Source organism: Asticcacaulis sp. DW145 (assembly GCF_037101385.1).
Lineage (GTDB): Bacteria > Pseudomonadota > Alphaproteobacteria > Caulobacterales > Caulobacteraceae > Asticcacaulis > Asticcacaulis currens.
Map to the genome: position 1 here is coordinate 453637 of NZ_AP029024.1, position 22104 is coordinate 475740.

Annotated in this window: 21 protein-coding genes; 17 read left to right on the forward strand and 4 right to left on the reverse strand. The window is 60.1% G+C overall.

Annotation, left to right across the window (positions count from 1 at the left end; genetic code table 11):
• The first annotated feature begins 140 nt into the window (after positions 1-140).
• The 8 genes from AACH73_RS02060 to AACH73_RS02095 all read left to right on the forward strand — a co-directional run bounded on the left by AACH73_RS02060 (position 141) and on the right by AACH73_RS02095 (position 8687).
• Positions 141-422: a DUF1153 domain-containing protein gene (locus AACH73_RS02060; protein ID WP_013478113.1), complete on the forward strand. Its 282-nt coding sequence runs from the start codon at positions 141-143 to the stop codon at positions 420-422.
• Between the two features lie 279 nt (positions 423-701).
• On the forward strand, positions 702-2390 hold the full coding sequence (gene fliF / locus AACH73_RS02065) for a flagellar basal-body MS-ring/collar protein FliF (RefSeq protein WP_338735263.1): 1689 nt from the start codon (positions 702-704) through the stop codon (positions 2388-2390).
• A 10-nt stretch (positions 2391-2400) separates the two neighbouring features.
• On the forward strand, positions 2401-3420 hold the full coding sequence (fliG, locus tag AACH73_RS02070; protein ID WP_272740846.1) for a flagellar motor switch protein FliG: 1020 nt from the start codon (positions 2401-2403) through the stop codon (positions 3418-3420).
• A 45-nt stretch (positions 3421-3465) separates the two neighbouring features.
• Positions 3466-4128 (forward strand): flagellar assembly protein FliH, encoded by a 663-nt coding sequence (locus tag AACH73_RS02075; protein ID WP_272740845.1) that lies wholly within the window; start codon positions 3466-3468, stop codon positions 4126-4128.
• Between the two features lie 47 nt (positions 4129-4175).
• The gene (fliN, locus tag AACH73_RS02080; RefSeq protein ID WP_049781676.1) at positions 4176-4463 is read left to right on the forward strand and encodes a flagellar motor switch protein FliN; all 288 of its coding nucleotides are present in this window, start codon (positions 4176-4178) and stop codon (positions 4461-4463) included.
• Positions 4464-4474: 11 nt separating this feature from the next.
• Positions 4475-5845 (forward strand): sigma-54 dependent transcriptional regulator, encoded by a 1371-nt coding sequence (locus AACH73_RS02085; RefSeq protein WP_272740844.1) that lies wholly within the window; start codon positions 4475-4477, stop codon positions 5843-5845.
• A gap of 293 nt (positions 5846-6138) precedes the next feature.
• Positions 6139-8154: a flagellar biosynthesis protein FlhA gene (gene flhA / locus AACH73_RS02090; protein ID WP_272740879.1), complete on the forward strand. Its 2016-nt coding sequence runs from the start codon at positions 6139-6141 to the stop codon at positions 8152-8154.
• A gap of 62 nt (positions 8155-8216) precedes the next feature.
• On the forward strand, positions 8217-8687 hold the full coding sequence (locus tag AACH73_RS02095) for a DUF4282 domain-containing protein (protein WP_272740843.1): 471 nt from the start codon (positions 8217-8219) through the stop codon (positions 8685-8687).
• Positions 8688-8716: 29 nt separating this feature from the next.
• On the opposite strand, the gene AACH73_RS02100 is transcribed toward AACH73_RS02095, so the two are convergent.
• The 3 genes from AACH73_RS02100 to fliI are packed head-to-tail and all read right to left on the reverse strand — an operon-like array spanning position 8717 to position 11558.
• Entirely contained in the window at positions 8717-9781 is a 1065-nt protein-coding gene (locus AACH73_RS02100; RefSeq protein ID WP_272740842.1) for an endo-1,4-beta-xylanase, read from the reverse strand.
• A 19-nt stretch (positions 9782-9800) separates the two neighbouring features.
• Positions 9801-10214 carry a flagellar export protein FliJ gene (locus AACH73_RS02105; RefSeq protein WP_338735264.1) on the reverse strand — a complete coding sequence of 138 codons (414 nt, stop codon included), beginning with the start codon at positions 10212-10214 and terminating at the stop codon, positions 9801-9803.
• A gap of 12 nt (positions 10215-10226) precedes the next feature.
• Positions 10227-11558 carry a flagellar protein export ATPase FliI gene (fliI, locus tag AACH73_RS02110; RefSeq protein WP_338735265.1) on the reverse strand — a complete coding sequence of 444 codons (1332 nt, stop codon included), beginning with the start codon at positions 11556-11558 and terminating at the stop codon, positions 10227-10229.
• A 99-nt stretch (positions 11559-11657) separates the two neighbouring features.
• Here fliI and AACH73_RS02115 point away from each other — a divergent pair, with 99 nt between their 5' ends.
• The 6 genes from AACH73_RS02115 (at position 11658) to AACH73_RS02140 (ending at position 18737) form a co-directional block, all read left to right on the forward strand.
• Positions 11658-13610 carry a DUF2075 domain-containing protein gene (locus tag AACH73_RS02115; RefSeq protein ID WP_338735266.1) on the forward strand — a complete coding sequence of 651 codons (1953 nt, stop codon included), beginning with the start codon at positions 11658-11660 and terminating at the stop codon, positions 13608-13610.
• A 36-nt stretch (positions 13611-13646) separates the two neighbouring features.
• Complete coding sequence (locus AACH73_RS02120) at positions 13647-13901, forward strand: type II toxin-antitoxin system ParD family antitoxin (RefSeq protein WP_338735267.1); 255 nt, start codon at positions 13647-13649, stop codon at positions 13899-13901.
• The gene (locus tag AACH73_RS02125; RefSeq protein WP_338735268.1) at positions 13888-14169 is read left to right on the forward strand and encodes a type II toxin-antitoxin system RelE/ParE family toxin; all 282 of its coding nucleotides are present in this window, start codon (positions 13888-13890) and stop codon (positions 14167-14169) included. Before AACH73_RS02120 ends, AACH73_RS02125 begins: the two co-directional genes overlap by 14 nt.
• Positions 14169-15587: a glycosyl hydrolase family 28 protein gene (locus AACH73_RS02130; protein WP_272740836.1), complete on the forward strand. Its 1419-nt coding sequence runs from the start codon at positions 14169-14171 to the stop codon at positions 15585-15587. The genes AACH73_RS02125 and AACH73_RS02130 overlap by 1 nt, the downstream gene beginning before the upstream one ends.
• A 162-nt stretch (positions 15588-15749) precedes the next feature.
• A complete protein-coding gene (locus tag AACH73_RS02135) occupies positions 15750-17588 on the forward strand; it encodes an SGNH/GDSL hydrolase family protein (protein ID WP_338735269.1) in 1839 nt (612 codons plus the stop codon).
• A 447-nt stretch (positions 17589-18035) separates the two neighbouring features.
• Positions 18036-18737: a response regulator transcription factor gene (locus AACH73_RS02140; protein ID WP_013478129.1), complete on the forward strand. Its 702-nt coding sequence runs from the start codon at positions 18036-18038 to the stop codon at positions 18735-18737.
• 247 nt (positions 18738-18984) lie between these two features.
• Here the strand turns inward: AACH73_RS02140 and AACH73_RS02145 are convergent, their stop codons facing one another.
• Entirely contained in the window at positions 18985-19344 is a 360-nt protein-coding gene (locus AACH73_RS02145; protein WP_338735270.1) for an MliC family protein, read from the reverse strand.
• Between the two features lie 212 nt (positions 19345-19556).
• On the opposite strand from AACH73_RS02145, the gene AACH73_RS02150 reads away from it, so the two are divergent.
• The 3 genes from AACH73_RS02150 to AACH73_RS02160 all read left to right on the forward strand — a co-directional run bounded on the left by AACH73_RS02150 (position 19557) and on the right by AACH73_RS02160 (position 22072).
• Positions 19557-20069 carry an arsenate reductase ArsC gene (locus AACH73_RS02150; protein ID WP_272740833.1) on the forward strand — a complete coding sequence of 171 codons (513 nt, stop codon included), beginning with the start codon at positions 19557-19559 and terminating at the stop codon, positions 20067-20069.
• 175 nt (positions 20070-20244) lie between these two features.
• Positions 20245-20601, forward strand: coding sequence for a metalloregulator ArsR/SmtB family transcription factor (locus AACH73_RS02155; RefSeq protein ID WP_272740832.1), 357 nt, complete (start codon positions 20245-20247; stop codon positions 20599-20601).
• A 169-nt stretch (positions 20602-20770) separates the two neighbouring features.
• Positions 20771-22072: an IS4 family transposase gene (locus AACH73_RS02160; RefSeq protein WP_338735271.1), complete on the forward strand. Its 1302-nt coding sequence runs from the start codon at positions 20771-20773 to the stop codon at positions 22070-22072.
• Positions 22073-22104 lie beyond the last annotated feature (32 nt).

A 22104-nucleotide genomic window follows, 5' to 3' on the forward strand; every position in this document is an offset into this window, starting at 1 on the left:
GCGGTAAAGCATGGTGAATGGAATGTTAATATCCTGATGTGCCGTTATTAGTAATATGTTTACTAAGGCAATTAAGCGGATATTAGATTCCATGCGTTATCTTGCCATCCATGGTGATGGTAAGAAAGGCGTGAAGAATCATGCTGCAAGAACAACGCCGCGATAGCAAAGGCGAAAAATACGTGATTGGACCAACCGGTGCCAAATTAACCCTGAACGATCTGCCGCCTCCGGGAACGGAGCGTTGGGTCATTCGGCGCAAGGCTGAGGTGGTAGCGGCCGTGCGCGGCGGTCTGCTGACCTTCGAAGAGGCCTGCGAGCGCTATGGTATTACCTCCGAGGAATTCCTCGGCTGGCAGAAGGCGATCGACAGCCACGGTATGGCCGGGCTGCGCACCACGCGCATCCAGCAGTACCGTTAACCTCATTGCGTTTCGTAGCCGAAACGCAAAGCATGGGACCGTCAAATCCAAGCCCTGAGCGTTTTCCGATATACGGAAAACGCTCTGAGTCTTTTTAATGGGGCCCTTCGCCTGGATTTGGCATTTTTGGCTAAGAGCTTCGCCTGTGGCGAAGCGCAAATTAAGAATTTACCCGTTTACCCCATCCCTTAACGGCTCGTTTACGCTTCACTGGGAAATTACTGCCTAGTGACCCGAAAACGGGTCTGTAGTCGTGTCTGGTGGCAGGGTATCGGGGTCGTGGATTTCCTCAAACAGTTTGGGCTGAGCCGTCTGGCCGTCATTATTGGCGTCTCTATTGGTGTGGCTGCCGTTCTGGCGGCGATTGCGCTGAATATGACGGGTAAGCCGCAGGCGCTGCTCTATTCAAATCTCGACCTCAAAGAAGCCTCGCAAATCACCGCCGCCCTTGATCAAGCTGGCATCAAGTATCAGGCCCGCGGCGACGGCTCGACGATCATGGTTGACCGCGACACGGTGGGCGAAACGCGCCTGATGCTGGCGTCCAAGGGGCTGCCGACCGCTGGTTCGGTGGGGTATGAGCTGTTCGATAAGGCCCCGGCGCTGGGCCAGACCGAGTTTGTGCAGAACCTCAATAACCAGCGCGCCCTCGAAGGCGAGCTGGCGCGCACCATTGCCACGCTGAAAGGCATCAATTCTGCGCGGGTGCACCTCGTCATGCCCAAGCGCGAGCTGTTTCAGGAAGAGGCGGCCGCACCCACCGCCTCCGTCGTGGTGGGGCTGAGCAATACCGAACTGACGGGCGAGCAGGTGCGCGCCATCCGCAATTTGGTGGCCGGCGCCGTGCCCAACCTCAAGGCCAATGCCGTGACGCTGGTCGATGACAAGAACCGGCTTCTGGCGGCCGGTGGTGAAGACGACAGCCTGATGGGCGCGGGCGGTGCCGAGCGCAAGACCGAGGTCGAGGAAACCCTGCGCAAGCGCGTGAAGGATATTGTCGAAGGCGTAGTCGGGCCGGGCGCGGCGCGTGTGACCGTGACGGCGGAACTGGATCTCAACTCGCTGACCCGCGAACAGACGCAATATGATCCCGACGGTCAGGTGGTGCGTTCGACACGTTCGGACTCTTCGACCGATTCGTCTTCGGACGCGGCCAATAACGGCACGGTAACGGCGCAGGCCAATATCCCCGGCGGTGCCCCTGCGGGCGGGCAGACGACGACGGGCAATCAGAGCCAGACGACCGGGGAACTGACCAATTACGAAATCTCGAACACCAAGACGACCGAGGTGGTCGCCCCCGGGGCGATCAAGAAGCTGGCCGTGGCGGTGGTGGTCGATGGCACCTGGACCCCGGCGGCGGATGGCAAGTCGCCGCCGACTTATACGCCGCGCTCTGCACAGGACATGCAGCAGATCGAAGAACTGGTTCGCGCCGCCATCGGCTACACGGATCAGACCGCGACCAATCCCAATGGGCGCAAGGACGAACTGAAGGTCACCAATATCCGCTTTGCCCGTGATGCGGCAGGTCTGGGCGGCACGGCGGCTTCGGCGGGCATGTTCGACTTCACCAAGGACGATATTGTGACCGCCATCCAGTGGCTGATCCTGCTGGTGGTGGCCCTGCTGGTCCTCTTCTTCGTCGCCCGCCCGCTGCTGAAATTCGTAAACACCGGCGTGGTGGCCGGACCGGGCGGCGTGCCGGCGCTGGCTGGCGCCGGGGGGCCGGTTCAGATGGTGATGGGGGCCGATGGTGTCCCGGTCGCAGTGCCTGCGGCGGCCGCGCTCGATTATCAGGGGACACCGGGTACCGGGCTGGCCTTGGCCCCGGTAGACAGCCGCATCGACATCGCCAAGATCGAAGGTCAGGTGAAGGCCTCTTCGGTCAAGCGCGTATCGGAATTCGTGGAACGCCACCCGGAGGAATCGATCTCGATCCTGCGCTCGTGGCTGCACGACAGTTAAGGCGTAACCCGTGGCAAAGAACATCATTGATGATCCCAAACGACTGAACGGCGTCGAAAAGGCGGCGGTAGTCATGCTGGCCCTTGGCGAGGATCACACCGAGCTGTGGCGTCAGCTCGATGAGGAAGAGATCAAGGAAATCTCTCAGGCCATGTCGTCGCTCGGCACGGTCTCGTCGAATGTGGTCGAAGAACTGCTGGTCGAATTTGTGTCCGGTCTGTCGAATTCCGGCACCATCATGGGGTCTTACGAACAGACCCAGCGTCTGCTGCAATCCTTCCTGCCGTCGGACAAGGTCGATGCGCTCATGGAAGAAATCCGCGGTCCGGCGGGCCGCACCATGTGGGACAAGCTGGGCAACGTCAATGAAGCGGTGCTCGCCAACTATCTGAAGAACGAATACCCTCAAACGGTGGCGGTCGTTCTGTCGAAGATCAAGTCCGACCACGCGGCGCGTGTCCTGTCGGCCCTGCCCGAGGATTTTGCTCTGGAATGCGTGCAGCGGATGCTGCGCATGGAGCCGGTCCAGCGCGAAATCCTCGACAAGATCGAGCAGACCCTGCGCGTCGAGTTCATGTCCAATCTGGCGCGCACCTCCAAGCGCGACTCGCATGAACTGATGGCGGAAATCTTCAACAATTTCGACCGCCAGACCGAAAGCCGCTTCGTCGCCGCTCTGGAAGAGCGCAATCGCGAGTCGGCCGAACGTATCCGCGCCCTGATGTTCGTGTTCGAAGACCTGTCGAAGCTCGATCCGGGCGGGGTGCAGACTCTGCTGCGGGCGGTGGAAAAGGATCAGCTGGGGCTGGCGCTCAAAGGCGCGTCGGATTCTTTACGCAACCTCTTCTTCTCCAACATGTCCGAACGCGCCGCCAAGATCATGCGCGACGACATGAACTCCATGGGGCCGGTGCGCCTGAAAGATGTCGATTCCGCGCAGATGGCCATGGTGCAGGTCGCCAAGGACCTTGCGGCCAAGGGCGAAATCATGCTGGCCGGTCAGGGAGGCGACGATGAGCTTATCTATTAAGTCTCTTTTCTCCGCGTCTCTTTGCGAAGGGCAGGGAGTCTTCGCATGACCCAGATCCCGCCCCGGTACAAAAAGTTCGAGTTCGGCACCGTCTATGGCGACGGGGGACATGTGCTGGCCAGCACCCCAAAGGAAAAGAAATACTACACCCCCGACGAAGTGGAGGCCATCCGTCAGCAGGCCTATACCCAGGGTGAGCTATCGGCCATGGCGCGCGCTCAGGCGGCACAGGCGCAAGCCGTTCAGGCTCTGGCCGAAGCCGCTGGTCAGGGGCTTGAGGCGCTCAATGCCGTATTGATGAGCCATAAAGCCGAATGCGTCGAACTGGCTCTGGTCTGCGCCCAGAAGATCGCCGCGCAGGCGCTGGAGCTGTTCCCGGAAGCGCCGGTCAAGGCGGCGCTGGAAGCGCTGGCCGAAGAGATTTCCGGCGCGCCGCGCCTGATCATTACGGCGTCTTCACCCGACGCCAATCTGCAAAAGGCGGCGCGCGAAGCCGCCGCCCTGACCGGCTTTCAGGGCGCGATCCAGTTCCGCGAGGGCGGTGGTCGTCACGTCGGGGCCTTTGAGATTCAGTGGCCCGAAGGCCGTGCCGCCTATGATCCAGAGCGCATCACCGAGGCGCTGCGCGCCGCGCTCAAGGAAGTGTTGATGGCCGAGATGGCCCACAGTCAGAATGCGGCCCATGCGCCCTTAGCGAGAGAGGCATAACCATGTCTGAGAATTTCGAGCTTGAAGAGTTCGGCGAAGGTCAGGCCATGGTGCCCGGCGGTGACGATGAAGGCACCAAGGCGGCGGCAGACCTCGCGCCCGTCTTCGATGTGCCGGTCAATATCTCCGCCGTGCTGGGCAAGGCCTATATGTCGGTGTCGCAGCTTCTCAAGCTGGGGCAGGGCAGCGTGCTGGAGCTGGACCGCAAGGTCGGTGAAGCCATTGATATTTACGTGAACAACCGCCTGGTCGCGCGTGGCGAAGTGGTGGTGGTGGATGAACGTCTGGGCGTGACCATGACGGAAATCATCAAGTCTGAAGATTCGGCCGGGTAAGGAGTAGGGATATGAGACTGCTGGTTGTTGGACGCCTGAGCGGGCAACTCTCCGCCGCCGTGAAGATGGCTATGGATGCCGGAGCCAAGGTGGCGCACGTCGAAACCGTAACGCAGGCCACCGATGCCCTGCGCAAGGGGCAGGGCGCGGACCTCCTTATGGTCGATTACGAGCTGGATATCGGCGCGCTGATCGAAGCCAATGAGCGCGAACGCATCCACGTTCAGGTCGTCGCCTGTGGCGTCAATCCCGATCCGCGCAAGGCGGCGCAGGCCATTACTGCCGGGGCGAAGGAATTCATCCCCCTGCCGCCCGATGCCGAGCTGATCGCCGCCGTGCTGGCCGCTGTCGCCGACGACTCGCGCCCGATGATCTCGCACGATCCGGCCATGCAAGCGGTGATCAAGCTCGCCGATCAGGTGTCGGCGTCGGATGCCTCGATCATGATTACCGGCGAAAGCGGCGTCGGTAAGGAGGTCATGGCGCGCTACGTCCACGAAAAATCGAAGCGCGCGCAAAAGCCGTTCATCTCGGTCAACTGCGCGGCCATTCCCGACAATCTGCTGGAATCAGAGCTTTTCGGCCACGAAAAGGGTGCCTTCACCGGGGCTATGGCGCGCCGTATCGGTAAGTTCGAAGAGGCCGACGGCGGCACCTTGCTGCTCGACGAAATTTCGGAAATGGACGCCCGCCTTCAGGCCAAGCTACTGCGCGCCCTTCAGGAACGCGTCATCGACCGTGTTGGCGGGGCCAAGCCGGTGCCGGTCAATATCCGCGTGCTGGCGACCTCCAACCGCAATCTGGCGCAGGCGGTTAAGGACGGGATCTTCCGCGAAGACCTGCTCTACCGCCTCAATGTCATCAATCTGGCCATCCCGCCGCTGCGCGAACGCCCGGCCGACATCCTCGTCCTGTCGGAATTCTTCGTGAAGAAGTATTCCGAGGCCAATGGCATCCCGCAAAAGCCCATCGGTGTGGAAGCCAAGCGCCGCCTTCAGGCGCACGGCTGGCCCGGCAATGTGCGTGAGCTGGAAAACGCCATGCACCGCGCGGTGCTACTGTCGGCGGGGGCGGAAATCGACGCAGAGGCCATCCGACTGCCAGACGGTCAGCCGCTCAACCCGGTGGCCCCGATCGGCATGGACTATATCAACCGCGCCGCTCAGGCCGCTGAAAGCGCCGCGCGCTCCTTCGTTGGCTCGACGGTGGCTGAGGTCGAGCAGAAGCTGATCCTCGATACGCTGAGCCACTGCCTCGGTAACCGCACCCATGCGGCTAATATCCTCGGTATCTCGATCCGCACCCTGCGGAACAAGCTGAACGAATACGCGGCTCAGGGGCTCAATATCCCGGCCCCGCAATCGGGCGCTTCGGCGGCGTAAGGCTAAGGCCCCGGGGCCAGTTGGCCCCGGACCCCTGAAGCCAGATTTAGCCACGAAAAGCTGGAAAATGCCCCAGTCCGCCCGCTTAAAAGCGCGCGCGTTAACCGGCCTTAACCCTTTCTTCACCACGCCATAGGTAATTTTTGCCTAATGCCAGAAGTGTGCCTTCTGCGCGTAGATACAGGCTTTGGTTTCGGGGACAGTGAGTGGCGGACGCGGCAACAGCCAATACAGGGGTTCAGCCCTTCAAGCTGTCTGAGGTCGCGGGCTGGCTGAAGCGCGGTGAAGTCGTGATGGCCGTCGGCATCATGATGATCATCGTCTTCCTGATCATCCCCATCCCGGCCATCCTGCTCGATCTTTTGCTGTCCATCTCGATCGCCACCTCGGTACTCATCCTGATGACGGCCATCCTGATCAAGAAGCCGCTGGAATTCTCGGCCTTTCCGACGGTGCTGCTGATCACCACCCTGTTCCGACTGGCGCTGAACGTTGCTTCGACGCGCCTGATCCTCAGCCACGGTCACGAAGGTCACGCCGCCGCCGGTGCGACCATTCAGGCCTTCGGCCAGTTGATCATGCAGGGCAACTTCATCATCGGGCTGATCGTCTTTGCAATCTTCATCCTGATCAACTTCGTGGTCATCACCAAGGGGTCGGGCCGGATCGCCGAAGTGTCGGCGCGCTTCACTCTCGACTCCATGCCCGGCAAACAGATGGCCATTGATGCCGACCTGTCGGCGGGCATAATCGACATGGAAGAGGCCAAGCGCAAGCGCAAGGAAGTCGAGATGGAGTCGAACTTCTTCGGTGCCATGGACGGTGCCTCGAAGTTCGTGCGCGGCGACGCCATTGCCGGGCTGATCATCACCGGTATCAATATCGTCGGTGGTATCCTGATCGGTATTCTGTCGCACGGTATGCCGGCGGCTGAGGCGGCCTCGACCTATATCCAGCTCACTGTCGGCGACGGTCTGGTGACGCAGATCCCGGCCCTGATCATCTCGATGGGCGCGGGTTTTCTGGTGTCGAAATCCGGCGTTGACGGTTCGGCCGACAAGGCACTGGTGGCACAGCTGGCCATGAATCCCGTCGTGCTGGGCATGGTGTCGGCCACGGCGGGGGTGCTGGGTCTTGTCCCGGGTATGCCGATCATTCCGTTTGCCGCGATTGCCATGGGGGCGGGTTTTCTGGCGTGGAAGCTGGGGCGCAAGCCCAAGGAAGACCCTGCCGCGGCGGCCGCAGCGCTTCAGGCCGCCCCGGCTGCCCCGGCCGAAGAAACCATGGCCGAAACCCTCGCCATCGACGATGTGAAGGTGGAGCTGGGGCTGGGGCTTCTGGGCCTCATCAATGACAATGAAGGCCGCAAGCTGACCGATCAGATCAAGGCGCTGCGTCGCACCCTGGCGCAGGAATACGGCTTCGTCATGCCATTTGTGCGCCTGATGGACAATATGCGTCTGCCGACTCAGGGCTATGCCATTCGCCTCAAGGAGATGGAGGCAGGCAGCGGCGAGGTGCGGCTGGGGCAGTTGATGGTGATGGACCCGTCCGGGCGTCAGGTCGAATTGCCGGGCGAGCACATGAAGGAGCCCGCCTTCGGGATTCCGGCCACCTGGATCGACAATGCGCTGCGCGAAGAGGCGACCTTCATGGGCTATACCATCGTCGATCCGGCAACAGTTCTGACCACGCACCTGACGGAAATCCTCAAGGACAATATGTCCGAGTTGCTGTCTTATTCGGAGGTGGCGAAGCTGCTGAAAGACGCACCGGAAGGTCAGAAGAAGCTGATCGACGACCTGATCCCGTCGGTGGTGACGGTAGCCACGCTGCAACGTGTCTTACAGGCGCTATTGAAAGAGCGCGTTTCGATCCGCGACCTGCCCGCCATCCTCGAAGCGCTGGGTGAGGTGGCCCCGCATACCAAGTCGGTGACCCAGATGGTCGAACACGTCCGCTCGCGCCTGGGGCGGCAACTGTGCTGGCAGAACCGCGCCGAAGACGGTGCCCTGCCTATCGTCACCCTGTCGAACGATTGGGAAAACGCCTTTGCCGGGGCGCTGATCGGGGTAGGCGAGGAGCGGCAGTTGTCGATGGCTCCGTCGCAGCTTCAGGACTTTATCCGCGCGGTGCGCGACACCTTTGAGCGCGTCTCCATGTCGGGCGAAGTGGCGGTGTTGCTGACCAGCCCCGGCATCCGCCCCTATGTCCGCTCGATCGTCGAACGCTTCCGCGGCAATACTACCGTCATGAGCCAGAACGAAATCCATCCGAAGGTCCGCCTGCGGACGGTAGGACAGGTGTAATATCTATTGACAGCGGGTCTGGATAAATCCAAAGCGCGTTTGCGCAACGAAGAGGCAAGGGCATGGGCGTGATCAAAAAAGCCTTCGGCAGCACGAAGCCGAAAGACATTGTCGTCGATCTGATGACCTTTGACCGCCTGCTGACCAAGCCGGTCATCCACCTCATCTACTGGGCGGGTCTGGCGCTGGTGGCGCTGGGCCTGTTTGCGGTGCTGGGTGGGACGGTCGGCATCGCCATGCGCGAAGAAATGCCCTGGGGTATTTTTCTCGCAATTCCGTTTCTGATCGGGGGACTTTTGTTCCTTGTGGCGGCGCTTCTGTTGTGGCGCTCCTTCTGCGAGTTCTACGTGGCCATTTTCCGCATCTCCGACGATCTGCGGGCCTTGCGAGCGGTGACCGAAGGCACAAAGCCGGTGGCGGCTGAGCCTGTGGCCAACCCCATCTTTACCGCGCCAGTGGATACGCCAGCGGCCGAAACGGGCGAAACCGACGTGTTGGAAAACCCGTTTACGGCGCCCAAAAAGGCAGATTAGTCTTAACCGCCTCCCCGAAAACGGGTGGTTCACAACGCCTTGACGAAGGCCTGACCGACCGGTTTCAGCCGTCCGGCGTCATCGAACAGCAGCGGCTCGTCGGCGACCATGCCCTTGTTTTGCCGGTTATACCATGAGTCCTCATCCCGCAGACCCCAGAGGGTCAGGCCGAACTGTTGCGCGGTCGGAAGCGCCGTATAGGCTTCAGCCACTTCTTCATAGAGGGCCCGCTGCGCATCGCGGTAATTGCGGAAGTCGAGCGCGTTTTTGGCCGCCTCTTTCAGGCTGACATCCAGCTCCGACAGGTGGATTTTCAGTCCCGTTGCCGCCAGATCGCGCAGCGTCTCGGTAATCGCTCCCTTCGACAGATCGGCGGCGATATGGGTTTGCGTCCCCAGAACGTTTAGCGGTACCCCGCGCTTTTGCAGCCCCTCGACCAGTTTCAGAAAGCGTTTGCGTTTGGCCGGGTAGTATTCAAGATTGTAGTCGTTCAGGATCAAGGGGCAGGCCGGGTCGGCTTCATGTGCCGCGCGGTAGGCGATGTCGATATAGGCCTCTCCCAGTACTTCGCGCCACAGGCAGTCACGCAGGTCCGAACCGTCGTCCCTGATCGCTTCATTGACCACATCCCAGCCATCGACTTGGCCTTTGTAGTGGCTCATGACCTGACGGATATAGGTGCGGTAGGCGGTTTCGAAATCCCGCCGATCCGCCTTTAGCTGCTGGAAATAGTCGCCATCCTGCGCATACCAGATCAGGGTATGGCCGAGTACGGACTGTCCGTTCAGCCGGGCCTGCGCCACAATGCGGTCGGGGGCGTCGAAACGCAGGCTGCCGTCGGGCTGGAGGATGTATTCCATCTTCATTTCCCATTCCGGCGTAATGCGGTCGAAATGGGTGGCGATCAGGCTGGCCCACTGCGGATCATTCACTTGCGCGGTCATCGCGCAAACGCCCAGCGGGAAACTCACGTGTGATTTGAGCGGAAGCGTGTCGCCCGTTGCGGCTTCACCGCGGCTACAGGCGCTGACAAGTGTCGCGCCCAGACCCATCAGGGCCGTGCGGCGGGGAAAACCTTGGGATTTTGTCGTCACATGTCCCCCCGCGATAAGTTTAGCCGACGAAGCGCACACGCAGAGCCGCCTCGTCCATGGCCGCACTTTCGCGTTTCAGTTCGGCGGCCATCTTTGACAGGCGGGTCGCTTCGGCGACGTGCTCAAACTTCTTCAGTTCTTCAAAGGCGCCGTTCAGGGAGTCGCGAATACCAGCCTCTTCGTGGGCGATCAGTTCGAGTTCCGAGACGCACTGTTCGCGACGCAAGGCCCAGCCCTTCTTATAGGCGCTGAGGTCGAAATTGAAGGTCGGTTCCTGAGCGGCGCGGGCGATTTCAAGTGCCAGTTCGGCATCGAGGGTCGAAATCTTCATTTCAACGTGCGTGCGGCGGGTGGCCACCTCGGCCAGACGCTTCTGCAGCGTCTCCACCTCGAAAGTCGAAATACGGATTAGAGACTTTACCCACGAGGCCATCACGCAACTCCCTTATTCAGAGCTGAGAATCTGGGCCAAAAGGGTAAAGGAGTCGTCAAGACTTGTGGCTTCATCGGGGCTTTGCGAGAGAAATTGTTCGATGCCGGGGTTGAGCTGAATGGCCCGATCGACCAGCGGATCGGCCCCTGTGCGATAGGCGCCGATGCGGATCAGTTCCTCCATATTTGTATAGGCCGAGAGAACGGCGCGGGCATTGCGCACGATCTCACGTTCGGGAACGGTCTGACAGCCGGGCATGGTGCGGCTAATGCTTTTCAGTACGTCTATGGCCGGGAAGCGGCCGCGTTCGGCAATCGAACGGCTCATCACGATGTGGCCGTCCAGAATACCGCGCACGGCGTCGGCAATCGGCTCATTGTGGTCGTCGCCATCGACCAGCACGGTGAACAGCCCGGTAATGGGACCGGTTTGCGTCCCGTCTGGCAGGACCGGCCCCGGTCCGGCGCGCTCCAGCAGCTTGGGCAATTCGGCAAAGCAGGTAGGGGTATAGCCCTTGGTTGTCGGCGGCTCCCCTGTAGCCAGACCGATCTCGCGCTGCGCCATGGCAAAGCGCGTCACCGAGTCCATCAGGCACAGGACCTCAAGCCCCTGATCGCGCAGAAACTCCGACAGGGCCAAAGTCATGTAGGCCGCCTGCCGCCGTTTCAGCGCGGGCTCATCCGAGGTGGCGACGACGACGATAGCGCGCGCAATCCCCGCCTCCCCAAGCGTTTCTTCGACGAATTCACGTACTTCGCGGCCGCGTTCGCCGATCAGGCCGACCACCACCGCGTCACAGGCCGCTTCGCGCGCCAGCATGGACAGAAGCACCGACTTACCGACGCCGGAACCGGCAAACACCCCCAGACGCTGACCGCGGCAGCAGGTGGTAAAGACGTTCATCGCCCGCACGCCAAGGTCGAGGCGCTCCCCCACCCGCGCGCGCGAATGGGCAGGGGGCGGTGCGGCCTTCAGCGGGTAACCGATGCCGCCCTTGGGCAATGGCCCAAGCCCGTCGATGGGGTCACCGAAGGCGTCAATAATCCGCCCGAGCCAGGCCGTCGAAGGATAGACCTTGGCCCCTTCGTTCGAAATGCGGATTTCGGCACCGGGGGCGACGCCTTCGACCGGGCCGAAAGGCATCATCAGGGCGCGGTCTTCGCGGAAACCGACGACTTCGACGGGCAGGGGGGCAGCGTGGCGACGCATGATCTCACAGCGCGAACCGACCTCCATGAACGACATGCCGCCCTTGGCTTCGATCAGCAAGCCATTGACCACGGCCACACGGCCATAGACCTGCATCGGGTCGATATTGCGAGCGGTATGGAGAAGGTCCTGCATGGCCAGGAGTATGGTGAACGGGGCCTTAAGAAAGGTTAACGGATTGCCACTTTTCAATAGTCAGAAGACCTGGCAGGGTGCTCTCTTAAAGGGGGACAGATGCGCGCCTATTATACCGCCGACCGGGAGAAATTCTTCAGCGATTCCGATGATCAGATTCTCGGTGAACTGGCACGCGCCAATACCTCTGCGCTCGACCTTGAACAGAAGGGCGCGTGGCTTCAGCAGATACCCATCCTGCGCAATGCGCTGATGGCGATTGACGCCTTCACCCTATATTTCGAGTTCACCATCCCGCGCATGGGCAAGCGCGCCGATGCGGTGGTGGTGATTGGCGACTGTATTTTCATCACTGAATTTAAGGTCGGCAGCGAAGGCTTTGACCGCCACGCTATCGAGCAGGTCGAAGACTACGCGCTCGATCTGAAAAACTTTCATGCGGGCAGTCATCATCTGTCGATCGTACCCATTCTGGTGGCGACGCGGGCCAAAACGTCGCCGATGTCGCAACCAGAACTGGCGCTTGATCATGTGTCAAAGCCGCTGCTGTCCAATGTCATCGACCTTGGTGACATCCTCCGGCACGCGGCGGCGCAGCACCGTCACCGGCAACTGGATGTGGCCCAATGGGCCTCCAGTGGTTATCGCCCGACCCCGACCATTATCGAAGCGGCGCGGGCGCTTTATGCCCGGCACGATGTCAGGGATATCGCACGCTCAGACGCCGACGCCATCAACCTTAGCCGCACGCAGGATTATATTGCCGCGGTGATTGAGGACGCCAAGTCGCACCAGCGCAAAACGGTCTGCTTTGTCACCGGCGTACCGGGAGCGGGCAAGACGCTGGCCGGGCTGAATATCGCCACCCAGCGCAGCGAGTCCCATGCCGACGAACACGCGACCTTTTTGTCGGGGAACGGGCCTTTGGTCGATGTGTTGCGTGAGGCGCTGGCGCGCGATCAGAGTGCGCGCACCGGTCGTTCCAAAAAGCATGTCGAACGCGATGTGCGCGCCTTTATCCAGAACATCCACCATTTCCGCGACGACAATGCGGGCAGTGCGACCATCCCCAGCGAACACGTGGTTGTGTTTGATGAGGCGCAGCGGGCCTGGACTCGCACTCAGGCCTCAAAATTCATGCAGGCCAAACGCGGCATTGCCGATTTCGACATGTCCGAACCGGAATTTCTGCTCAGCGTGATGGACCGTCACCCTGACTGGTGCACGGTGGTGTGCCTGATCGGTGGCGGGCAGGAGATCAATACGGGCGAGGCCGGCTTGTCCGAATGGATGGCGGCGATCCGGGCGCGCTTCACGCACTGGCGGGTCTATGCCTCGGGGCAGATTGTGCAGCCGGACTATGATCTGAACCACGACGCCCGCAGTTTCATCCAGCAGGATCAGGTGACGCTGAGCGACGACCTGCACTTGGGTGTCTCGATGCGCTCTTTCCGCGCGGAAACTTTGTCCGGCTTTGTTGCGCATCTGTTGAACGGTGAGGCCGAGGCCGCTCGTACCGCCTTTGCGCAACTGACGGCCTATCCCATTGTCATCACCCGTGATCTGAATGTCGCCCGCTGCTGGTTACGCCGCAAAGCCCGCGGCACAGAACGCTATGGTCTGGTGGCCTCCTCAGGCGCCTATCGTCTTAAATCCGAGGGCCTGCACGTGAAGGCCAGTATCGAGCCGGCCAACTGGTTTTTGAATGATCGAGAGGATGTGCGCTCGTCCTGGTATCTGGAGGACGTGGCAACCGAGTTCGACGTTCAGGGGCTGGAACTGGATTGGGTGGGTGTCTGCTGGGATGCCGATTACCGTTACTCAGACGACGGCTGGCAGCACCACAAATTTGCCGGCACCAAATGGCGCCATGTGAACGATGCGTTTGCGCAATTGTATCTGAAGAATGCCTATCGCGTTATTCTAACCCGTGCGCGGCAAGGTATGGTCATTTTCGTACCAAAGGGCGATGCCGATGATCCGACCCGTCCGCCGGGCTTTTACGATGCCACCTATGCGTTTTTGAAAGCCTGTGGATTGCAGGATTTGTGATCTAATATTATCTATTGGTCTCAACAAACGGAGGTCATGATGTCGTCGATGAGCGTGTCCCTTTCGGAAACCATGCGCGGTTTTATTAAATCACGGGTGAGCAGTGGCGATTATCATAATGAGAGCGAATACATCCGCGATCTGGTGCGGCGTGATCAGGAGCGCTTAAATCAGGAACTGCGCCTCGCTAAACTTCTGGAAGAGGCCGAACAAAGTGGCCTGAGTGACAAATCGCTGCCGGACATCATGCAGGCGGTCAAACAAAAGCTGAAGGCCGATGGCCGTCTATAGGTTATCGGCGGCAGTAGAGCGCAAGCTGGCTGAAATCTATGCCTATTCCCTGTTGAATTTCGGAGAGGCACAGGCCGATGACTACTTCTATGGCCTGCACGCTGTGTTTGATCTCTTGGCGCAGCACCCTTTGATGGGGCAGACTTTTCGTCAGTATCGACGCCATGAGCACGGCTCGCACACAGTCTTTTATGCACAGACGGATCACGGCGTCCTGATCGTGCAAATCTTTCACCATAACGAAGACATAGACAGCAGGCTGGATTAATGACGTGGGATGTGCGGGCGTTCGGTGTCACGGGCGCGGGGGAGGCGCTGGATACCTCTGCCATTCAGGCGGCGATCGAGGCTGCGGCTGTCAATGGCGGTGTGGTGCGGTTTCCGGCCGGGCGGTATCTCAGCTTTTCGCTCCATCTCAAATCGGGTGTGACCCTGCATCTGGACAATGGGGCGGTGCTGATCGCGGCCGATCCGGCGCGGCATGTCGGGCACTATGATCTGCCCGAAGACAATGCTTTTGACCTCTATCAGGATTTTGGTCATTCGCACTGGCGCAACAGCCTGATCTGGGCCGAAGGGGCGGAGCGCATCGCTATTACGGGCGAAGGCACGATCGACGGCGAAGGCCTGACCCGCGAAGGGCCGGGCTCTCAGTGGCAAAAGCAGGCCGGTGAATTTCCCCTGTCCATGCGTGGTCTGTCGGCCGAGGTGATGGCCGAACTGGCCCCCGAAGTGTCGGCCATGCAGGGGCTGGGCAACAAGGCGATTGCGCTGAAAAACTGCCGCCAGGTGACGCTGAAAGAATTCACCATAAAGAACGGCGGGCACTTTGCCCTGCTGGCCACCGGGGTCGAGGATATGGAGATCGAGGGCTTAAGCCTCGATACCAACCGCGACGGGCTGGATATCGACGCCTGCCGTCGTGTGACCATCCGTCGTTGCCGCGTCAACACGCCCAATGACGACGCCATTGTGCTGAAATCGAGCTTTGCCTTGGGTGAGGCACGGGCCTGCGAAGACATCACCATCGAAGACTGCACCGTGTCGGGCTATGATCTGGGGACCGTGCTGGACGGCACCTATGGCCGCACGCAGGACCGCGCGCCGGATCAGGACCGCGTCACCGGGCGCATCAAGATAGGCACCGAGTCCAATGGCGATTTCCGCCGCATCCGCATCCGCAACTGCCGCTTTGAGCGCTCGCGTGGGCTGGCGCTGGAGACGGTCGATGGCGGCCTCATCGAGGACGTGCTGTGCGAAAACCTCAGTCTGTCTGAGATCACCACCGCGCCGATCTTCCTGCGTGTGGGCGCGCGCTTGCGTGGGCCGGAAGGCACCAGGGTCGGCGGCATCCGTAACGTGACGATCCGCAACCTGACGGCCACCGACGTCCTGCCCGACTATTGCGCGCTGATCATGGGCCTGCCTGAAAGCCCTATTCAGAATGTGACGCTGGAAAACGTCGCCCTGACCTATCTGGGTGGCTTGAGCCCGGCTTCGGTCGCGCCCTTTGTCAATGACCTGCCGAGCGCCTATCCGGAGCCGTCCATGTTTGGGGTGACGCCGGCCTGGGGTCTGTGGGCGCGCCACGTCGAAGGGCTTGAGCTAAAGGGGCTGGAGATGGCGACGCAAACCCCGGATGCGCGGCCGCAGACCCTGTATCATGCTGTCTCGCTTAAGCGATAAATTTTTCGCATTTGCGAAATTATACAGAAAATTCAGTGTGTTAATTTTGTGACGTTTGGCATCAAAACGTCACAAATTGACGATGCGTCACACTTGCCATCCGTGTGAAACGGGCCTTCCCTCCTGTGCAGAACATAAACTCCGTACAGGGCGGACCCTCACATGAAACGCAGCAGCCTGCTTATTCTAACCTCACTCCTTGCCTTATCGGCAGGGGCGGCCTCAGCCCAGACCTATGATCGCGTCATTACCTTTGGTGACTCGCTGAGCGATTCCGGCAATCTCTACGCCGTGACCGGCGGGACGCAGCCGCCGGCGCCGTATAATCGCCGCTTCACCAATGACAAGGTGTGGGTCGAATATCTGGTCGGGACCATGAACGGCTATACGACGCCGGGGGCGCTGACGGGCAATGTCAACTTCGCCTTTGGCGGCGCACGTACCGACACGCAGGCCAATCCGCCCGGCACCGCCGTGCAGCTTCAGGCCTATCAGGCGCGCGGCGGCACCTTTGGGGCGCGCGATGTGGTGACGATGTGGGCCGGGGCCAACAACCTGTTTCAGGGCCTGCCGGTCGCGGCGACCAACCCCTCCACGGCGACGGGCGTGATGGGCAGCCTCGCCAATACGGCGGCCGCTGACATTGCGTCTCAGGTCAATACGATTGCCGGTGCGGGAGCCGGCACGGTGCTGGTGCTGAACCTGCCTGACCTTAACAATACGCCGCAGTTCAAAGGCACCGCGGCGCAGGATCTGGCCGGGTTTTCCGGCTCATCCTTTAATTCGGCGCTGAACACCGCGGTGAAGACCGTCGCCGCCAGCCGCCCCACCACCAATATCGTGCAGGTGGATATCAACACGGCGTTCAAGTTGATCCTCGCCAATCCGCAGGCCTTTGGGCTCAGCGATGTGTCCTCTAGCTGCGTGGCCACCACGGCCTGCGTCACTGGTGGGGCCTCGGTGCAGAATAACTACCTGTTCTGGGATGGGGTACACCCGACCGCCGCCGGTCATCGACTGGTGGCGGCCGTGGCGACGCAATATCTCTATACGCCGACCCTGTCCGAAGGGGTGAGCCTGTTTGCCGACGTTTCCTATGCCGCGCGCCGCTCGGCCATGCTAGGCTTCAATCAGCGCCTCTATGACGGGCAAAAGGGTGTTTTTGTCGAGGTGGTTGGCGATCAGGCAACGTCGGAACGCATGGTCAGCCTGCAATCGGCTCCCGGTGCGACGGCGATGGGACTGAAGACCAAGGCCTATGATTACGACCTGACGGGGCTGCGTTTCGGCACGGTCTTCGGCCACGGCGACAGCACCACGCTGGGAGCGGGCGTGACCCTGCTGAAGGGCGATGCCACGGGTTACCTCCTGACGGCCAAGCCGACGGTGATGAGCGTCGATGCGGGGGCCAAATGGGATAAGGGGCCGCACTTTGTCACCTTCGGCCTCGGTGTCGGCTACGAGGAGTTCGAAGACTACCGGCGCCAAACCACTCTGGCAGCGGTCGCCATCGAGCAGGAAAAGGTGCAGGCGTGGTCGGCCTCGGCGCAGGTCGAAACGGGCTGGCGGCACGACGTGGGCTCTGTGACCCTGACGCCGGTGGCGCGCCTGTCCTGGGTCAGTGGTCATATGCGCAGCTTTGATGAAAACTACACCATCGGGGCGGTCAGCTTCGAAGGTCGCAAAGTATCAGCGGTGTCCGGTGCTCTGGAACTGCGGGCTCAGGCGCGTCTAAGCGACAAGACGCGGCTTTCCGGTTCGGTGGGCTACGAAGACGTCATCAGTGGTGAGGCGGACCCGTTGAAGGGGCGTCTGATCAATAACAGCGCCCAGCCGTTTAGCCGTGAGATGGGCGAGCGGCCCACGGAAGGGGTTATCGCCGGGGTGGGCCTGACGACTGAGGTAATGGGCTTTGGCGTGACGGCCCGTTATGCGGGCAGCTTCGGTAAGGACGACTATCAGACCCAGTCGGCCCTGATCGCGCTGACCAAATCCTTCTGATCTGGCATTTTATTTTTTAACGGAGCGCAGAAAAGAAACACGGAGGCCCTCGTCGGAAGGTCTCCGTTTTTTTTTGTGCTTTCTTCTAAAAAGTCCGCTCGACGCCTGTCGCCAAGGCCGACTTCGCCCCTTGCTTGGGCAAGATCATGACGAATAAGCATATAAAAACATCATAAAATCAGGAATTTATAAAGGTGGCGGCGCATTATCGCCCCGACTGTGTGCGAAAAAAGACTCTTTCTTAAAAAAGAATGAAAAAAGACCTGGGGAAAAGCCCGCCTCTTGACTCACGACTCTTGTCAGCGATTCGCAAATCAGCTTACCCCTCTTTGAGATTTCGTTAGGCTTAACTAATCTTAAGGGATTTGCGGGCTAGCCTCAAATTCTCACCACACGGGGGCGTCTGCGCCTTCGCACTTTGTGTTTGCCATAGCCGGGAGGGGCTACATGCGCGTATTGCTGATTGAAGACGACAGCGCGACCGCTCAAAGCATTGAGCTGATGCTGAAATCCGAAGGGTTCAACGTTTATACGACGGACCTGGGCGAAGAAGGCGTGGATCTGGGTAAGATCTATGACTATGACCTGATCCTGCTCGACCTGTCGCTGCCCGACATGTCCGGCCTCGAAGTGCTGCGCCAGCTGCGCGTCGGCAAGGTCAATACGCCGGTCATGATCCTGTCGGGTACCTCGGAAATCGAAACCAAGGTCAAAACGCTCGGCGGCGGCGCCGACGACTATATGACCAAGCCCTTCCACAAGGACGAGCTGATCGCCCGCATTCATGCGGTGGTGCGTCGCTCCAAGGGTCACGCCCAGTCGGTTATCAAGACCGGCGACATCATCGTCAATCTCGACGCCAAGACGGTCGAAGTCGCGGGCAACCGCGTGCACCTGACCGGCAAGGAATATGAGATGCTGGAGCTTCTATCACTGCGCAAAGGCACGACGCTTACCAAGGAAATGTTCCTTAACCACCTCTATGGCGGTATGGACGAGCCGGAACTGAAGATCATCGACGTCTTCATCTGTAAGCTGCGCAAGAAGCTGGCCGTGGCTAACGACGGCAACTCCTACATCGAAACCGTCTGGGGTCGTGGCTATGTGCTGCGCGACCCGCAAGAGCAGGGCGGCATCGTCGCCGCCTAAGCCTACGGTTCTACGACTACGAAAAAACGCTTGCCGACCTCTCACGGCAGGCGTTTTTTTTATCGGTGAACCGGAATTGGCGAAAGCAAAAGTAGGGGACTATGACGCGTAAGACTATTCTATGGATTACGATTCTCATAGGTACCGTTCTGCTGATCGCGATACTATTTATGCCGTTCAGCGAACCGCTGAAGTTCTCCATTACGTTTCGGCCACCAGGCGCGTCCACCCGCTAAGCTTTTGCCGGTTAATCCGTTATGCACTGGGTCGGCATCTTTTTGCCGACGGTCCAGGTGGCGTCGCGGCCCTTGCCGCGGAAATCGTGCTTGCCCGACGAATACCAGATACCCGAAGCCGCCACCTGCTGCGGCAGGTGCAGCTTTGTGCCGTCTTTCAGCGTCACGGTCGCCGCCTTTTCACTGAAGGCGATGCGGAAGGTCGTCCCGTCCTGACAGGTATAGAGCACGCCCGTCGGGGCTTCGACCACCGGCGGCGGCGGGGGAGGCGGCGGGACCATGCCGCTGTCGGTCGTGGGCGTCGTGGTGACACATCCCGCAAGGGTCAGTGCCAAAGCGGAAAGAGCGACGATAGGCAGGCTGCGACGCATAGGGTTCTCCACAATTTTCATGCAAACCATAGCCGGTTTCCAGCGGCTTAGAAATAAGCTCACGATAAGGTTTACCACTGATTTTTGTCAGGAATATCTTAACCCTGTCTGTAAACCGCAAACTCATCAAGCTCTGATAACGTAGTTGTGGGAAGGACGTTTTCCTCCCGCCTGCAGACGGCCGCCGGGGTGTGGGGCCGGGGAGAGCCTACATGTATCATCGTCCGATCCACGTCTTGTTCCTGGCCGAGCGTAATTCCTCGCGTTCCATTCTGGCCGAAGCCCTGCTCAACCGTCTGGGCGCCGGGCGCTTTGAGGCCTTTTCCGCCGGGGTGACGCCGGCTGTGGCCATAAGCCCCTACGCCATCGCGCTTTTGCACCGCATCAACTACAATATTCAGACCCTTGTGCCCAAGGCCGTCGAAGACTTCGGCGCGGCGGATGCGCCGGAGCTGGACTTCGTCTTCCGCCTCTCGCACCACCTGCCGCAGGGCCGCCTGCCGCAATTCAAGGGCAACCCCCGCCTGATCGACTGGTTCCTCCCCGACCCCGAAGACGTGATGGGCTCCCCGGCCATGATCGCCACCGCCTATGCCGACCTGTTTGGCGCGCTCTGCTCGCGCATCGAAACGCTAAGCCAGATGAGCCCCACCTTCCTCGCGGGGGAAGCCGCAGCCGACCGTCTGGAGCGCATGGGCGAGGCCTATATCCGTCTGGCGGCCTGACAGGCGGCCGTAAAAAACCGTTTGAATGTCGGGTTTTTCGAATTTCTCCCTGACCTTGGGCGGTTGTTTTGCGCAACCGCCCTTTCTTTATGGTTTCCTTATATTTACAGCGTCAGAAAACGAGCGTTTTCGTCTGCAATTTCCCCTGCCGGGGGTTTTTAGCCCCGGCGCTTTCATGTATGGTTTGCTCATGGAAATGGATGATGCCGTCGTTGCCTTGTTCGCCCTTGCCCATCCGGGCCGGCTGGAAGCCTTTCGCACCATTGTGCGCGCTGGCCCCTCCGGTATGCCCGCCGGTGAGATCGCCCGCGCCATTAAGGCTCCCGCCAATACGACCTCGACTCACCTCAGCATTCTGACCGGGGCAGGTCTTCTCAAAGCCTATCGCAGCGGACGCTCTATCATCTACAGCGCGGAGCTGACGCATCTGTCGGACCTGGCGGACTATCTGCTCAACGATTGCGCGCAAGGCAAGCCGGAGGCGTGGAGTCAACTGACCGTGCCGGAACCGGGCACCAAGAAGACGGCCTGATCGTCAAAGCGTATTCCGAACTCCGTTTCGAAATCAAATTTGGTATCAAACAAAACGTAACAGGCAATAAAAAACCCCGCTGTGAGAGCTAATGCGGTTCACTTAAGAATCATTCAGTAAAATATATGAGCCAGGATGGTGATTCGTTCATCATTCTGGCTTTACTTTCATGCGCGCTCGCATTGGACATCATGTTGATTTAACGGCTCTTTCCCGCTCGGTCGATGTGGGGTGGATCTCGCAGGCCTTAGCGGCGACAGGCAAGGCGAGTGTACGGCGCCGTAAACTTCCTGCGGAGCAGGTGGTGTGGCTGGTGATAGCGCTCGCTCTTTATCGCCATCAGTCGATTGCGGATGTGGCTGCCCATCTTAGCCTTGCTTTGCCCGACGAGGTGAATCCCGATATTGCCAAGAGTGCCCTGACCCAGGCCCGGCAACGCTTGGGTCAAGCCCCTTTGGCGCAGCTCTTTGCCATATGCGCCGCCTGCTGGGACGAGCGGCATCAAAACGGTCGAGCCTGGCGCGGACTTACGCGTTACGCCGTGGATGGAAGCACGTTGCGGACGTCCGACAGCGAGGAGAACCGTGCACATTTTGGCGCTCAAAGCTACACGTCGGGCGTTGTTGCCAGTTATCCGCAGTTACGCCTGCTGACGTTGACGGCCCTTGCTACACATCTGGTGCGCGACGCGGTGTTTGGCGCCTACGATACAAACGAGATGCTCTACGCTAAATCCCTTGTTGACCAGGTGCCGGACCATTCTCTGACAGTCTTCGACAAGGGATTCTTTAGTGCTAGTCTTTTGCTGCGGTTGCAGACGCAAGGCACGCAGCGCCATTGGTTGATCCCGGCCAAAGCAAACTGCGTGTGGGAGCGCCTCGATCAAACCCCGGGTGACTATCGGGTGCGTATGAAGGTGTCACCGCAGGCCCGCCAGGCTGAACCGGGATTACCCGCCTCATGGGAGGCCAGGGCGATCGAGACGACCACGCGACATGGCAAAAAGCGCATCCTGCTGACATCCCTGATGGATACCAAGGCCTATCCGGCCAAGGACATCGTCCATCAGTACGAGGAACGCTGGCGCATCGAAACCAGCTATCGCGAACTCAAGCAGGAGCTTCTTGGCAGTGAACTTACCCTGCGTAGCGGAACCCCCGAAACCGTCTGCCAAGAGGTCTGGGGGGCATTGCTGGCCTACAATCTGGTCCGATTGGAAATGGCCGAAATCGCCGTCGAAGCCGAAGTTCCGCCAACTCAGCTCAGCTTTACCGCCACATTGCATTATCTGCGTCAGGAATGGGGATGGATGGCGATCGAAGCGCCCGGAAAAATCCCAGCACATCTCGTCAGGCTGCGAAACAGACTCGGCGATTTGTTACTCTCAACAAAACGGGGGCGATCATGCCCCCGTGTCGTCAAAACTCTGCCCAGAAAATACGACCAGAGAACTGTATCGGCCCTTAAGTGAACTGCATTACGCTGTGAGAGCGGGGTTTTTCT